Below are 15,684 nucleotides of genomic sequence, written 5' to 3' on the forward strand. Positions count from 1 at the left end.
GAAAGATCAGACCGTGAAGTGAAACACCTCACGGTCTTTTTTACATTTAGATAAAGGAAATATATCCTGCTTCAATTGCTTTATAATCCTTCGGATTCTGGCTGTCGTATACCACTTCCATTTTATCGTTCAAAACCATCAGTCTTCTGCCCGGCAAAACTTCCGGCAGAGTTTCCAGTTTTTCATGAATACGATAAACATGATTCTGTTCACCGGATGGAAGATCCTCAAATTTTTCTCCCTGATAGTCTTTGAGGCTGCTCTCTTCCTGGTACAGATAGGAAGCAATATAGCAATATTCCACGCCATCTTTTTCGAAAAAGTCCGGACAGAGCAGATCACGGCTTCCATTGGAAGGAGTCTGTAAAAATCCATTGGCATTAAATTCTCCATCCGGAATAAATGCTCCTTCAAAGTTTCCGTAAATTTCGCCCTCTGGAATGGAGCTGAAAGAAGCAACCAGCACACCTTCTACACCGGCAAGCTTGCGGAGAGTAAAGCCATTCATCATCTCACCGCACACCAAATCCTGCTCGGTAAAGTTAACTGCAAGGTATCTCTTTCCAATGCGGGCAGTCCATTTTTCAGAAAGCGGAGCCTGATCTTCTACCTTCATTGCTGTTGGGATCACTCTGCCTCTATTGGTGCTAAACAGATATTTTCCATCCAAAGTATTGCGGAAGAAGAAATGTTCCCCATTTTCAGCTACAAAGTCCTTTCCATCAAATTTCAGATTTTTATAAGCTGCTGCATGTCCATCAGCAGTATCATCATTTGTAATAGTCAGATCTGTACCGAAGAAATGGGTGTGATAGATTGCACTCGGTACCAGGTAGGTTCCATCAAATTCTTCCACCAGTTCCTTTGGCACCGGCTGATATTTTTTGTAGAGATTGATTCCCTTTTCTTCCTGCATATAAACTGCAAATAAACGCAGAATTTCCAGCCCTACATCCAGCTTGCAGTCATGTGTTTCGCTGATTGTGAGAACTGCATTATATTTTGGAATGACATACAACTTGCTGGTAAACTGGAAGCTGTTTCCGCCCTTCATCTGGACATGTTCACCCAGATCAAATTCCGGATCTTCCACACAAACATTGTCCCAACCTAAGCCATAACGAACGCTTGCTGTATCCTCCTGCAGGAAGGTGGTACCCTGCATCTTTCTCATTTCTTCTTTGCTCTGCTCACTGATTACATCATTCTCTGTCAGGAACAAGTTACCGAACTTACACAGGTCGGTCATGGTTGTTGTAAAACCACCGCATCCCTGCAGATAGAAGTATTCTGCCGGTTTGCCGCTTTCCCGAACCAGAGGATATTCCGGATTAACCGTAGTAGAAACTCGTGTAGAATGAGCACCAATCGGTTCCGTGATGTACTGCTTGCAGAAATCACCAAAGTTCATGCCGGATACTTTGGTAACCAGCATTTCAGCCAGAGTGAAACCATCGTTGCAATAAACGGAATATTTTCCTGGATCAGCTTTCAGATAGCATTTTGCAAGATAATCATAAACTTCGTTATAGTACTCTTCATTGTCTGCTTTTCCAACATGAGTTGCTGAAAAATGTTTCCACTGAGTTCCTGGCAGACCACTGGCATGATTTAAGCAGTGACGCACTGTGATCTGGCGGTAACGTGGGTCAAGCATGGTGAATTTAGGCAGATATTCACAGATTGGGCGATCCAGATCGACTTTTCCCTGTTCCACCAGCTTCATGACAGCAACTGTACAAAAAATCTTGGAAATAGAACAAACATTGTAGGTATGATTTAAGGTTACAGGATTCTTGTCTTTGGTTCCATCCTGTCCCAGTGCATCTGCCGCAACAAGTTTACCGTCCACCATAATTGCATAGGAAACAGAAGTCCATTTTCTTGGAAGATTTAATTTCAAAATATCAGAAAGCTTTTGCTGAATATTCATATCATTTCTCTCCTTTTCTTACAAAAACTGAGGGATTCCCTCTTCCTTTTTGTAGATTACCACAACTATCCAGCCTTGTCAATTCCCCTATGATGGACACTGTGCGCAACAAGACAACTTTTTTCTAAAGGAACTCCTTCTGTTACGTCTAAATTAATTCTTTTATAAACAGAACTTTTTATATACAGAAAAAGAGGGGTTCACTCCATTACCCCTCTCCTAAAAACAGTCCAGTGGACTGTTTTTCCCCTATGGCAGGGTCGGCTCAATCGAATCCCTTTCCGTTTCACATAAAAAAGAGTCTCCACAAAAGTGGAGACTCTTTTTTGGCGGAAAGAGAGGGATTCGAACCCTCGGTGCCTTTATAGGGCACACACGATTTCCAGTCGTGCGCCTTAGACCAGCTCAGCCATCTTTCCATAGATGTTATTCGCTGCGTACACTCAACTCGCAAGTGCTTTATTATTATAGCACATCTCAGAAAAAAGTCAATACCTTTTTCTAAAAAAATTTGGTGTGAAGGAAAATCCTTCACACCAAACCTTATTTTCCCTTCTCCTCCAGCACTGTTTCCACATGAAAGTTTGTCCGATAGAAGCTGTCGAACACTCCCATAAGCAGTCCTGTTTTGCCCTGCTTATAATAGCGGTGCATTGGGTACCAGAATACCAGAGAACCAATCAGACAAACAATCATATCCATCATGGTATCCGTTACACCTGTATCAAGTACATGCTGCGGATCGTTGTGCAAAACAAGATTAATTACAAATTCTACGATCTCCCATCCAACCGCGATCAGGGAAGCAAAACCTGCCGAAAAAACTGCTGCCTGCCAAAACTCTGCTCTCTTTACCCTCATCTTCTCTTCCCGAGGTTTGAGCAGATAGTAAACGACCAAACCACAAAGTCCAAAAATAACCCCTGTTACGGTGTGCATCAGCTTATCGTATAAAGGAATCCTGTCATATCCGTTAAAGATCATTCCGATCCCATAAGTAAATAAAATATACAGATGGGTGGTCAAACGCAGCAGATAGTCCTCTTTTAAACTTAACACCTTTTCTGCAATTCGAGGAACAAAAACCAAAAGCAATCCTAACAAAGATAGAAACACATAATAAGGTGTCGAAAAAAATAGGTTATACCCCGCCATCAGCACACAAAACACAGCAAAACCAAATTCCAAAACTCGACTTTGGCGTTGATAGAGCATTGAAACAGAACTCATACTTTTCCTCCATTTTCATTATCACAGGATACTTTTAATATAACACACTTTGTCTTGTTTTACAAAAGCCGCGGAAAAATTTTTCCGCGGCTTTTTGATTATTCATAACGTAATGCTTCAATTGGGTCAAGTTTCGCTGCCTTGTTTGCCGGATAATATCCGAAAAAGACACCGATTGCCATGGAGAAACCAACTGCAATCAAAATTGCCTGCAAAGATGGACGTGCCGGGAATTTCAGCAACGCTGCTCCCGCATATCCCAAAGACATACCGACCACAATTCCGATCAGACCGCCAATCAGACAGATAATAACCGACTCTACGATAAACTGCATCCGGATCGCACTATTTTTTGCGCCCAGAGCCTTTCTGGTTCCAATTTCACGGGTTCGCTCGGTTACCGATACCAGCATGATGTTCATAACACCAATACCGCCTACCAGCAAAGAAATAGCTGCTATAACCGCAATCGCAACCTGAATGGTTCCCATCATGGAAGTGTACTGATCGATAATGGAATCCAAGCTGATCGCCATTACACCAAAATCAGTATTGCGCTGATAAAAGCGATTAAAATAATCCTCAAACTGGTTTGCCAGTGCTCTGGAATCTGTTCCCTGCTTGGTCAAAATGGTAATATAGGAAAATCCTTCTGTCGCATTGGTCAATTTCCACTGTGTAGTAATCGGAATGTATAAAGCTGTAGAAAGATCCTGATCCGAAGCCATCGCTCCCATCATGGAAGTAAGAGCATCCTGTTTATATTCATAGACACCGATAATTGTAAAGGTATAGATATCCTTGCCCAGATAAACCTTCACTTCCTGTCCCAAAGGACTTTCACCAGGCGCAAACATATTGTTTACCAGCTTATCTGATACAACTGCTACGTTTTTGATTCCTTTCGTATCACGCTCATCAATGAATCTGCCTTCCAGCATGGTAAGATGATTTGCGGCCTGGTAACCGTTGTTGACGCCGCTGATGCTGACATTGGCGTACTTTCGTCCATCCTCTGCCCGTCCGCTTCCCATTGTCTCAGAAGCACTGACTGCATCCACCACATCGCCATATGCCGTCATAAACTGATCAATCATATCGTTGCTGATCAAGTCTTCTTCATCAATCTGTACTGAGTAGCTCATACCTGTCTCGGACGCTTTCTGCTGGATACTGATTTGAATATTATTAGCGCCCACTTCCTGCAGAGAGGAGGTCATCATGTTGGTCATCGAGTCGCCGACCATGACAATACCGATTACTGAACCAATACCGATGATGATGCCCAGCATGGTCAGCAGTGCACGCATTTTGTTTGCACGAAGTCCGGAAATGGCCAACGAGATATTCTCTAAAAGTTGTGTCATAGACTCTGTTCCTCCTGCCTAGCTTCATCCTGCTGCCCTTTGAAAAAGCTGTCAGGCGGCAAAACTTCGTGATTGATCCGGCGCTCGTCCACAACCTGTCCATCTCGGATGGTAATAACTCTCTGGGTTTCTTCCGCAAGTTCCTGGTTATGCGTGATCAATACGATAGTCTTGCCCTGTTCCCGATGCAGACGATGAAACAAATCCATTACCAGACGTCCTGTCGAGGAATCCAACGCACCGGTCGGTTCATCCGCCAGAATAATTGCCGGATCATTTGCCATAGCACGTGCGATGGCAACACGCTGTTTCTGTCCGCCAGAAAGCTCATTCGGCATATGTCCCATACGTTCTCCCATATCAACCATTTCCAGAAGTTCCTTTGCTCTTGCGGTTCGCTGTCCTCTTGGAACACTTGCGTACAGCATCGGCAGTTCCACATTTTTCAGTGCTGAAGTTCTTGGAATCAAATTAAATGTCTGAAAAACAAATCCGATTTTGGAATTGCGGATTCCAGAAAGCTGTGCATCTCCTGCCTGATTGATTGCAACGCCATCCAGCGTATATTCTCCTTCCGTTGGACGATCAAGGGCTCCGATAATATTCATCAATGTTGATTTACCGGAACCAGACTGACCAACGATTGAAACGAACTCCCCTTCTTCCACATTTAGGTCAATTCCCTTGAGAATGGTCAATTCATTGGGCTGTCCAATGTAAAACTTCTTGACAATTCCCTTCATATCAATAATTGTTTTTGCCATTTATTGAGCCTCGCTCTCCGAAGAAAGTCCGATGACCGGAGCTGTCTGTCCTGCTACCGCAAAATCTGGCGTAACCTCCATTCCCGGCGTTACACTCTGTGGGTCGCTGACAATGGACATACCATTCTGGATATTGGAACCGGACACCTCAATATAGAAATCAGTTTCCAGACCGGTAGTTACCGGAACCTCTGTTACAATATAAGTGGAAGCATCTTTACCTTCGGTAGATTTTGGCTCGACTGCATAAAGAACATCGGTTCCATCCTGTTTCTTTACAACAGAATCATAGGCAACACCAAAAACATCCTGCTTTTCTTCCAGCAAGACTGTCAGTCTGGTATTCATACCAATGCGCAGTCCGCTGTCTTTATCATTAACCTGAACCTCTGCTTCAAATTCAACGTTCGAGTTGTTGCTGGAAGTCTGAGTGGAACCAGTGTCGCTCTTAACAGCTGCTGGTGCGATATATGTAATAGTACCGGAAATTTCTTTGTCTCCGGTTGCATCCGACTTGATGGTAACCGGCATACCTACTTGAACATTTGCAATATCATATTCTTTGATGCGGGTTGTGATTTTCAAAGACTCGGTATCTTCTACTACAAAGAGCAGGCCATTTCCTGTCTCTCCCACCTTTGCATAAACTGCGGTAACAACACCGGAAACCGGAGCAGTAATGCTGGCATCTTCCAGAGTATTCTGCATTTTCTGGATTGCAATTTCCTGAGCACGGTTGCTTTCTGCTGCCAGCTGGCTTCCAACCAGACTGTCCTGCAAGCTGTCAATCTGCTGCTCAATTGCATTCTTGGTTGCTTCCTGCTGCTGTTTTGCCGACTCTGCAGACTGTTTTGCTGCATCCAGCTGCGCTTTTGCGACATCTTCCTGGACCTCTGCACTATCCACACCACGATTTGCTGAGCCGATACCCTGCTCTACCTGTGCCAGTGTTGTGCCGTTGCGTGCGTCTTTTGCTGCATCCAGCTGAGCTTCTGCGGAAGCAACTCCACTCTCAGCGGAAGCAACTCCACTGTATGCGCTGTTAGACACAGAATCAACAGCAGAAGATGCTGTTGCATAAGCTTCCTGAGCAGCAGCATAGTTTTCCTGTGCCGAAGTATATGCTTCTTTTGCTGGATCCCATTCTGCTTTTACTTGATTAAATTCGATTTCTGCAACATTATAAGAGGCTTGTGCTCTTTTTAATTCTTCTTCCAAACGGGTTAATTCATCTTGTCCAGCGCTCCCAGCAACTGCTTTGTTATAATTAATTTCTGCTTGTTCTACTTTCTCCTTTTCTCCCGATAATTTTGTTTGTGCAGTTTCATAGTCTTGTCTATGTTCATTTTGGAAATTATTCCACTCTGTTTCCGCTTGTTTATAAGCAGCTTCTGCCGCTGTTAAAGCTTGCTGTGCACTGTTCTTTTGACCTTGCGCTTGTGCTACAGCATCATTATAGGCTGCTTTTGCATCGGACAGAGCCTCTTCCGCTTTATCCAGTGCTTTTTCGGCATCGGTTACATTACCTTCCAGCTGGTCGCGGGTCAGACGATAATTTTCTCTTGCGTCCCGAACCGCAGCTTCTGCCGATTCCACCTGCAGTTTTGCACTTTCTACGCTGTATTCAGACTGGGTCACATTGTTTTCAGCCTGTGTTACGCTCTGTTCTGCCGAAATGGCGCTGGAATCCAGACCATTTTCATAGTTTTCTTTTGCGTTTTCATACGCTTTGCGGCTGACTTCAATCTGATGTGCAGCCTGATTGTTGCTTGCTGTTACTGCTGCCTGCTGCTGTGCAATATCAAGCTCCAGATCATCTGTCTTGAGTTTTGCAAGCACGTCCCCTTCCTGAACAACATCACCGACCTCTACGTTAACCGATTCCACCGGATAGGTCAATGTAGAGTAGACCTTTCTTCCTGTCTGAGTTTCCACCGTTCCGGTCAGGCTAACGGTATTTTTCAGATCCATCTGCTGCAAAGTTTCGGTCGATACAATCATCTGTGCTGCACCTTTTTGACTGGTGATCACATATCCTCCCACAACTACAACAGCAAGTGCTGCACATACGCCTCCGATAATTTTTTTCTTTGACATACACAAGTCTCCTTTTGGATTCCTAATTGTATTATTGGATTAATACAATAATATCAATTTTGTTTGAAAAAGTCAAGCGCTTTCTCCAGCTTTTACTAACTATATCACACTTCACATTTTGTTACAATCCTCAGAAAAAACGATTTTTCACCTACCTGTTTTCGTCAAATTGTGCTAGTTTGCATTCATTCATACTTTGTACATAACGCATCCATAATTCCTGAAAAAAATGATGGTTTTCTCTGTTATTTCTATTATAAAACGGAATAAAATATCCGCTTCCCTTCAATTTTTAAAATAAATTTCATAAGAAAAAAAGAGCACACCGTTTGAAACGGTGTGCTCTAAAAGCTTTCCTTAGATCTTTGTGATGTCGACCAGTTCTACATCGTTTACTGTACGATTGCTCATCAGAGAATTTGCCAGAGCGTTTGCAGTATCCAGTGCTGTCATAGTAACGATAGAACGTTCTACTGCACGACGGCGCATCTGTACCGAATGACGCTGTGGTTTTCTTCCCTTCTTGGAAGTGGTGATGATATAGTCGATCTTGTTCTGATCAAAGAGGGTCATGATGTTTGGTTCATCTTCTTCGATCTTACGAACGGTGTTTGCAGCGATCATGTTCTGGTTCAGAGTCAGAGCAGTACCTGCAGTTGCATAGATGTTGAAGCCGAGTTTCTCAAACTTCTCAACGATCGGAACAACTTCCTGTTTATCGGTATCACGAACAGTTACCAGAACGCCGCCTTCATGTTTCATCTTGTAACCAGCTGCTACCAGACCTTTGAAGAGCGCTTCATCAAATGTCTTAGCAATACCCAGAACCTCACCGGTGGATTTCATTTCTGGGCCAAGCAGAGTATCAACATCGTGCAGCTTTTCAAAGCTGAATACTGGAACTTTAACTGCTACATACTCAGCTTCTGGGTACAAACCGATGCCGTAACCCTGGTCACGCAGTTTTTCGCCGAACATCATGCGGGTAGCAATCTCAACCATTGGTACGCCGGTAACCTTGCTGATGTAAGGGATGGTACGGGAAGAACGTGGGTTAACCTCGATAACATAAACTTCATCGTTGTAGATAACGTACTGAATGTTAACCAGACCAACAACCTTCAGCTCTCTTGCAAGCTTGCCAGTGTAGTCGATGATGGTACGTTTGAGTTTCTGGGACAGGGTCTGTGCAGGATATACCGAGATGGAGTCACCGGAATGGATACCAGCTCTTTCGATATGCTCCATGATACCTGGGATGAGGTAATCCTCACCGTCGCAGATTGCGTCAACCTCAACCTCTTTACCCATCATGTATTTATCGATCAGGACGAGGTTGTCTTTCATGTGGCTGGTGATGATGTCCATGTACTCTTCTACTTCAGCGGTGGTGTGAGCAATGATCATGTTCTGACCACCCAGTACATAGGAAGGACGCAGCAGAACTGGGAAGCCCAGTCTGTTTGCAGCAGCAACTGCTTCTTCTTTGGTCAGGACTGTTTCACCCTTTGGACGAGGAATGCCCAGTCTGCCAAGCAGCTCATCAAAACGTTCACGGTCTTCTGCCTCATCGATGGAATCAGCGGAGGTACCGAGGATGCGAACACCTTTCTTGGAGAGGTATTTGGTCAGTTTGATTGCAGTCTGTCCACCGAACTGTACTACTACGCCCCATGGTTTTTCGCTTTCCAGAACGTTGTCAACATCTTCTGGAGTCAGTGGGTCGAAGTACAGTCTGTCAGCGGTATCGAAGTCGGTGGATACAGTTTCTGGGTTGTTGTTTGCAATAGCAGCTTCAAAGCCGAGTTTCTTCAGTGCCCATACGCAGTGAACTGAGCAGTAGTCGAACTCGATACCCTGACCGATACGGATTGGACCGGAACCGAATACCAGGATCTTCTTCTTGTCAGATTTGCGCTCTTCGATGAATTCTTCTGCTTCGTTTTCTTCATCGTAGGTGGAGTAGAAGTATGGAGTCTGTGCCTTGTATTCAGCTGCACAGGTATCTACCATCTTGTAAACACCTTTTCTGTGGTGTTCTACTTTCTTACCGGAGAAACGTTCAATTGTGCTGTCCAGATAACCATATTTCTTAGCACGCAGGTACAAATCCTCGCTGAGTTCCTCGCAGTTAGCAAGCATTTCTTCAGTCTTTCTGAGGTTGTCCAGCTTGTTGATGAACCAGCAGTCGATCATGGTGATTTCATGGATCTTTTCTGCTGGGATGCCTTTCTTCAGTGCTTCATATACACAGAAGATACGCTCATCATCGCAGTTGTGCAGCAGCTCAAGCAGCTCTTCTTTGGTCTTGTCAGCAAATTTTGGCAGGTTGAAGCTGTCTAAGCCCAGTTCAACGGAACGAACTGCTTTCATCATTGCACTTTCGAAGGAAGTACCGATGGACATAACCTCACCGGTAGCCATCATCTGGGTACCAAGGGTACGTTTTGCGTAAACGAATTTATCAAATGGCCATTTCGGGAATTTTACTACGAGGTAGTCAACCGATGGCTCGAAGCAAGCGTAGGTATTGCCGGTTACAGCGTTGATGATTTCGTCCAGAGTGTAGCCGATTGCGATCTTGGTTGCTACTTTTGCAATCGGGTAACCAGTTGCTTTGGAAGCCAGTGCGGAAGAACGGGATACACGTGGGTTAACCTCGATTACTGCGTAATCCATGGAAGTTGGATGCAGAGCGAACTGACAGTTACATCCGCCTTCTACGCCCAGCTCTTCTACGATGTTGAGAGCAGCTTTTCTGAGCATGGAGAATTCTGCTGGAGAAAGGGTAACTGCTGGAGCAACTACGATGGAGTCACCGGTGTGTACACCAACTGGGTCAACGTTTTCCATTGAGCAAACGGTGATGATGTTGCCCTTGGAGTCACGGATAACCTCAAACTCGATTTCCTTCCAGCCGGAGATACATTTCTCTACCAGGATCTGGGTGATTGGGGACAGACGCAGACCGTTTCCTGCGATCTCTCTGAATTCTTCTTCATTGTAAGCGATACCACCACCGGTACCACCCATGGTGAATGCTGGACGGATGATAACTGGATATTTGATCTGGTCGATGAATGCAAGACCATCTTCAACGGTATTTACTACCTTGGAAGGGATGCATGGCTCGCCGATCTTTTCCATGGTATCCTTAAACATCTGACGGTCCTCTGCCTTATCGATGGTCAGAGGGTTTGCACCCAGAAGTTTTACATTGTGGGAATCCAGGAAGCCTTCTTTTGCAAGCTGCATCGAGAAGGTCAGACCAGTCTGACCACCCAGAGTGGAAAGAACGCTGTCTGGTTTTTCAATCTCAATAATTCTCTTTACAACATCGATGTTCAGTGGCTCGATGTAAACATGGTCTGCCATTGCCTTATCGGTCATGATGGTTGCTGGGTTGGAGTTTACCAGAACAACTTCCAGACCTTCTTCTTTCAGTGCACGGCAAGCCTGTGTGCCTGCATAGTCAAACTCAGCTGCCTGTCCGATGATAATCGGGCCAGAACCGATTACCAGTACCTTTTTAATATCCTGTCTTAACGGCATATCGATCAACCTTTCTTCCGTTTATAGTCCTCTTATTATTGTTCCAAGATGCTTATTTTACCATTCCAAGGAATCTTTCATAGATTCCGTCGAAGTTTTTCTGTCCGATTTCGGATTCTGGAATAAACTGTACAGACATTGCTTTCATCTGTGGATATTCCAGACCTTCACAGGTTTTATCATTGGAGTTTACATGGCTAACGACTGCGCTTGCAGGAATATCTTTTACGATATAACCATGGTTCTGGGAGGTAATAAATGTTCTACCGCTTGCAATCTCGGTTACAGGGCAGTTTGCGCCGCGGTGACCGCAATGCATCTTTTCAACCGAGCCGTCCATTGCAAGTGCCATGATCTGGTGACCAAAATCGATACCCAGTACTGGAACACCCGATTTCATCAGTGCTGCAACAGTTTCCTGTGCTGCATCAATTGCGTTTTCCTTCTGAGCATAGTCAGTACGCAGTGCTTCCAGACCTGCTCCGCCGCAAAGAACAACTGCATCCGGTTTTGTCTCCATGATTTCCTTTTCGGTGTAGGAAGCTGGAACAACGGTTACTCTGCATCCTCTTGCCATCAGAGCATTGATGACATCTTTACGGATACCGTAGTTTACCATCGTGATGCTGTATTTGCTGTCAAGTTTTTCAAAGGAAACTTTTTCATTGTAGTTTACCCATGCAGGCATTGGTTTTTTCCATGCCTTGATCTTTGCAACCAGTTCATCCTTGCAGCCTTCTGGATTGGTGCGGGTGATCAGAGCATTCTGTACGCCGCCGTCACGGATTTTTCTGGTGATTGCGCGGGTATCCAGATCAAAAATAGCGCTGATGTTTTTCTTTTCCAGATATTCGTCAATTCTGCCTTCCATGCGGAAATTGGATGGCTGTGCACACCACTCACGGATGACCCAGCCTCTTGCTGTGATGCTTTCGTGCAGATCATTCTCGTGGTTGACGCCGTAGTTTCCTGTCAGCGGGAATGTTTCAACAATAATGTTGTTGGCATTTGCAGGGTCGGTCAGGATCTCCTGAAATCCTACTACGCTGGTGTTGAACACCAATTCACCGATTGCATCCTCACTGCTGCCCAGACCGTAACCTTCATAAACCGTACCGTCCTCCAGCACAAGCCATGCCTGTTGCGCATTGTTAAAAATATCCATATGCTTACCTCCATGTTCCTTCTATTGGTTTCTATCCTAAAACTTACAGTGTAATTTTACCTACAACACCCATGATGTCTTCTTTCATTGCAAGGGCAGCTTTTCTTGCCTGCTCTGCAAAGTCTTTGCCGTCTGTGCCAGCTTTCTTCCATGCAGTCAGAATTGCACGGGAAGAGTTTACGATTGCGCCTAAGCCATTTTTATCAAATGCACCAGCAACGTCGTTTGCACCGCCGCCCTGTGCTCCATAACCTGGAACCAGGAAGAAGGTGTGTGGCATCTTCTGACGCATCTCAGCAAGCTGCTCCGGATAGGTTGCGCCTACTACTGCACCAACGCGGGAATAGCCGTAGTTGTTTTCTGTCTGGCTGCCCCACTGTTCGCACATTGCACCCATGGTTTCATAGATGCTCTTGTCGCCAATCTTCTGATCCTGAAGTTCTCCAGAAGATGGGTTGGATGTTTTTACCAGAACAAAGATGCCCTTATCCTGCTCGTCACAGATTGGCAGCAGAGGATTTACACCATCCGAGCCAAGATAACCGTTAACGGTCAGCATGTCCGAGCCAAATGCGGAAAGTTCCTTGCCATTTACAGTGCTTGTGCCAAGATGAGCTTTTGCATAAGCCTGCATGGTAGAACCGATATCGTTTCTTTTACCGTCCATAATAACGATCATGCCTTTTTCCTGCGCATATTTTACAGTTTCGCACAGTGCCCACATTCCCTGCCAGCTGTACATTTCGTAGTAAGCTGCCTGTGGTTTTACTGCCGGAACGATGTCGCAGATCTGGTCGATGATAGCCTTGTTGTATTCGAGGATTGACTGTGCTGCTGCATCAAAGGTATCGCCGTATGTCGCAAACTTCTCATCTTTGATATGCTGTGGGATGTAGTCAAGCAGGGAGTCCAGTCCTACTACACTTGGGTTTTGCATCTGTGCGATCTTTTCAATCAGTCTTTTCATCCTTTGGTTCCTCCGTCCTTTGTTCTGTATCTATCTTTTAAAGTTCAAATACTGTTTTTCCGCCAAGGATTGTTCGTACCACCCGTCCGGTCAGTTCCAGACCGTCAAATGGAGTGTTTTTGCTCTTGCTGTGCAGTTTTTCTGCATCGACTGTCCAGCTTCTGTCCGGATCAAACAGAACGATATCTGCAAGGCTTCCTTCCCGCAGGGTTCCACCCGGCAGGCGAAGCAGATTTGCAGGATTGGTGCTCATGAGTTTCACCAGGTCAAGCAGACTCATGCCGCACTGATGAACCAGTACGGTGCAGGCTGCTGCAAAGCTGGTTTCCAGTCCAACGATGCCATTTGGTGCCTTGAGGAAGTTTGCTTTTTCCTCTGCTGCATGTGGTGCATGGTCGGTCACAATTGCATCGATGGTTCCATCCAGAACACCTTCCACAATCGCTTCGCAGTCTTCCTGCTCTCTGAGTGGTGGATTCATGCGGAAGTTTGCATTGTAAGAAAGCAGCAATTCGTCGGTCATCATCATATAATGCGGTGCTGTTTCGCAGGTAACCTTGACCCCTCTTGCTTTTGCTTCCCGGATCAGCTGAACCGAGCCTTTTGTGCTGACATGTGCAATGTGGATTGCAGTATCAGAACTCTCTGCAAGTACGATCTCTCTTGCGGTGATACTGTCTTCGCTTGCGCGATCCATGCCTTTAACGCCCAACTCTTTGGAGATGCGTCCTTCGTTGATGATGCCGCCATCGATGATGGTCAGATCTTCACAGTGGCTGATAACTGGAACACCCGCTTTATAAGCTTCTTTCAGGGCTTTTAACATCATACCGCCGTTTTCAACCGGTCTGCCGTCATCGCTGACCGCTACCGCTCCGCAGGCATGCAGCGCTGCGATGTCATTTAGCTCCTGACCGAGCATTCCTTTTGTAATGGATGCAATCGGATAAACTCTCGCGTCCGCATCCTTTGCCTTGTCCAAGATATAGGAAAGAACTTCTTCGCTGTCAGTAACCGGTTTGGTATTTGGCATACAACAAACACCAGTTACTCCTCCGGCAGCAGCTGCCTTACAGCCTGTAATGATATCTTCCTTGTGAGTAAATCCAGGATCACGCAGGTGAACGTGGATGTCCAGAAATCCCGGTGCTGCACAAAGTCCCGAGGCATCAATATGCTGTGCACCCTGTGCGATCTTGGTCTGTGCCAGATTGGAACCGACCTTGATGATTCGATCTCCTTCAATCAGAATATCACCGATAAAGTCAACCGGTGGTTCACAGGACGGGTCTAAAATCCTGGCATTTGCAATGAGCATTTTTTCCACAAAAGTCCCTTCCTTTCCTCTGCTTTTATTTTATATTATTCATCCGTTTCAATACAGATTGTTACCTGATCTTCTCCGTCCCGCTCCTCGACCGAAACCTTGACAAACTCGTCACGGGATGTCGGCAGATTTTTTCCGACATAGTCTGCGCGAATCGGAAGTTCCCGATGTCCGCGGTCGATCAACGCTGCAAGCTGGATACTTTTTGCTCTGCCGCGCTGCAGGATAGCGTCCATCGCTGCCCGGACGGTACGGCCGGTATAGATTACATCATCCACAAGGATAATCTGTTTTCCTTCAATGGAAAACGGAAGATCGGTTCGATCCTGGCGTCTTTCACCGCTGCGTTTGTCATCGCGGTAAGCGGTAACATCCAGATATCCAACCTCCACCGTGGTACCTTCCAGCTCGGAGATTTTTTTTGCTACCCGCTGTGCCAGCTCCGCTCCTCTGGTCATGATACCGATGATATACAGGTTTGACGCACCTTTGTTGTGCTCGATAATTTCAAACGAAATTCTTGTGATTGCCCTCAGCATGGCTTTTTGATCCATGATCTGGGTTTTCTCGACCAGCATATCAAAATCCTCCCCATTGGTTAAATTTAAGCCAGCGCATAAAAAAAGCTGCCTGCGACCTTTCGGCAGCAGACAGCAGGTTTTTCCATCACATTAAAAGCCCAGCTTTTCCGGACTTTTTCCAAAAGATTCCCTTTTGGATATGGTTACCCCATCAAACCACCTTGCCAGCCTCACAGGACCGTCTTAAAGGATTCGCTTTCAGGATAATAATGACAAGACAGATTGCTTCATTTGCAAGTTCAATATGTCTTGTTTTTCTTTAAGGATAAGTATATCCAATTCTCTGCAAAATGTCTAGTGCTGACACGTCAAACTTCGCATAAATATTGACTTTTTTTTGGTCATTCTGCTGCAAAAGTTCCTCGAAGCATAAAGAAAAGGTTATTTTGTTTCCTTTTTTAACAAATCGCTAGAGGGACATATCTTCCTCATCGTCATAATCATGATAGAGGTGGTCCATCATCATTTCTTTTTCGTGGCGATATTTCTGTTCCTTAATGTAAAGGTCCAGTGCTTTGTTGAGTTTAAACAGCACCGAAACCGATTTTACGCAGATCACCGCAATCATGGCAACCATACTTGCCACAACCACCATCAGCGCAAGGATAGAAGCTTCCTTTCCTTTCATTCCATCATTTTTTATCTTTTCAAAACAAGGCATAAACAGATCCTCCTTTGTCTTCTTTTTTAAGAATTATATC

The 15,684-nt window shown here is 45.2% G+C and carries 11 protein-coding genes and 1 tRNA gene; all 12 read right to left on the reverse strand.

Annotated elements, in window-relative coordinates:
* Positions 1 to 46: 46 nt before the first annotated feature.
* The gene (locus BQ5375_RS11270; protein WP_076917946.1) at positions 47 to 1,933 is read right to left on the reverse strand and encodes a serine hydrolase domain-containing protein; all 1,887 of its coding nucleotides are present in this window, start codon (positions 1,931 to 1,933) and stop codon (positions 47 to 49) included.
* Between the two features lie 327 nt (positions 1,934 to 2,260).
* A tRNA-Ser gene (locus BQ5375_RS11275) sits at positions 2,261 to 2,352 on the reverse strand.
* Positions 2,353 to 2,476: 124 nt separating this feature from the next.
* Complete coding sequence (locus BQ5375_RS11280; RefSeq protein WP_076917947.1) at positions 2,477 to 3,163, reverse strand: DUF2238 domain-containing protein; 687 nt, start codon at positions 3,161 to 3,163, stop codon at positions 2,477 to 2,479.
* A gap of 98 nt (positions 3,164 to 3,261) precedes the next feature.
* Positions 3,262 to 4,530 carry an ABC transporter permease gene (locus BQ5375_RS11285; protein WP_022132864.1) on the reverse strand — a complete coding sequence of 423 codons (1,269 nt, stop codon included), beginning with the start codon at positions 4,528 to 4,530 and terminating at the stop codon, positions 3,262 to 3,264.
* Complete coding sequence (locus BQ5375_RS11290; RefSeq protein WP_022132865.1) at positions 4,527 to 5,294, reverse strand: ABC transporter ATP-binding protein; 768 nt, start codon at positions 5,292 to 5,294, stop codon at positions 4,527 to 4,529. Before BQ5375_RS11290 ends, BQ5375_RS11285 begins: the two co-directional genes overlap by 4 nt.
* Complete coding sequence (locus BQ5375_RS11295) at positions 5,295 to 7,391, reverse strand: HlyD family efflux transporter periplasmic adaptor subunit (protein WP_022132866.1); 2,097 nt, start codon at positions 7,389 to 7,391, stop codon at positions 5,295 to 5,297.
* Between the two features lie 357 nt (positions 7,392 to 7,748).
* Positions 7,749 to 10,943 (reverse strand): carbamoyl-phosphate synthase large subunit, encoded by a 3,195-nt coding sequence (gene carB / locus BQ5375_RS11300; RefSeq protein WP_022132867.1) that lies wholly within the window; start codon positions 10,941 to 10,943, stop codon positions 7,749 to 7,751.
* A 52-nt stretch (positions 10,944 to 10,995) separates the two neighbouring features.
* Positions 10,996 to 12,108 carry a carbamoyl phosphate synthase small subunit gene (locus tag BQ5375_RS11305; RefSeq protein ID WP_022132868.1) on the reverse strand — a complete coding sequence of 371 codons (1,113 nt, stop codon included), beginning with the start codon at positions 12,106 to 12,108 and terminating at the stop codon, positions 10,996 to 10,998.
* 43 nt (positions 12,109 to 12,151) lie between these two features.
* Entirely contained in the window at positions 12,152 to 13,075 is a 924-nt protein-coding gene (pyrF, locus tag BQ5375_RS11310) for an orotidine-5'-phosphate decarboxylase (RefSeq protein ID WP_022132869.1), read from the reverse strand.
* A 37-nt stretch (positions 13,076 to 13,112) separates the two neighbouring features.
* Complete coding sequence (locus tag BQ5375_RS11315; protein ID WP_076918161.1) at positions 13,113 to 14,393, reverse strand: dihydroorotase; 1,281 nt, start codon at positions 14,391 to 14,393, stop codon at positions 13,113 to 13,115.
* Positions 14,394 to 14,437: 44 nt separating this feature from the next.
* Complete coding sequence (gene pyrR / locus BQ5375_RS11320) at positions 14,438 to 14,977, reverse strand: bifunctional pyr operon transcriptional regulator/uracil phosphoribosyltransferase PyrR (RefSeq protein WP_076918162.1); 540 nt, start codon at positions 14,975 to 14,977, stop codon at positions 14,438 to 14,440.
* Positions 14,978 to 15,392: 415 nt separating this feature from the next.
* The gene (locus tag BQ5375_RS11325) at positions 15,393 to 15,644 is read right to left on the reverse strand and encodes a hypothetical protein (protein WP_022132872.1); all 252 of its coding nucleotides are present in this window, start codon (positions 15,642 to 15,644) and stop codon (positions 15,393 to 15,395) included.
* Between the last annotated feature and the right edge of the window lie 40 nt (positions 15,645 to 15,684).

Origin of the sequence: Negativibacillus massiliensis, assembly GCF_900148495.1 — a bacterium.
Classification (GTDB): Bacteria; Bacillota; Clostridia; order Oscillospirales; family Ruminococcaceae; genus Negativibacillus; species Negativibacillus massiliensis.

Bases quoted from the DNA above. Each gene is read 5' to 3' on its own strand.
- BQ5375_RS11315 (WP_076918161.1), bottom strand. From the start codon at position 14,393: ATGCTCATTGCAAATGCCAGGATTTTAGACCCGTCCTGTGAACCACCG.
- carB (WP_022132867.1), bottom strand. From the start codon at position 10,943: ATGCCGTTAAGACAGGATATTAAAAAGGTACTGGTAATCGGTTCTGGC.
- BQ5375_RS11295 (WP_022132866.1), bottom strand. From the start codon at position 7,391: ATGTCAAAGAAAAAAATTATCGGAGGCGTATGTGCAGCACTTGCTGTT.
- BQ5375_RS11325 (WP_022132872.1), bottom strand. From the start codon at position 15,644: ATGCCTTGTTTTGAAAAGATAAAAAATGATGGAATGAAAGGAAAGGAA.
- pyrF (WP_022132869.1), bottom strand. From the start codon at position 13,075: ATGAAAAGACTGATTGAAAAGATCGCACAGATGCAAAACCCAAGTGTA.
- BQ5375_RS11280 (WP_076917947.1), bottom strand. From the start codon at position 3,163: ATGAGTTCTGTTTCAATGCTCTATCAACGCCAAAGTCGAGTTTTGGAA.
- BQ5375_RS11270 (WP_076917946.1), bottom strand. From the start codon at position 1,933: ATGAATATTCAGCAAAAGCTTTCTGATATTTTGAAATTAAATCTTCCA.
- BQ5375_RS11305 (WP_022132868.1), bottom strand. From the start codon at position 12,108: ATGGATATTTTTAACAATGCGCAACAGGCATGGCTTGTGCTGGAGGAC.
- BQ5375_RS11290 (WP_022132865.1), bottom strand. From the start codon at position 5,294: ATGGCAAAAACAATTATTGATATGAAGGGAATTGTCAAGAAGTTTTAC.
- BQ5375_RS11285 (WP_022132864.1), bottom strand. From the start codon at position 4,530: ATGACACAACTTTTAGAGAATATCTCGTTGGCCATTTCCGGACTTCGT.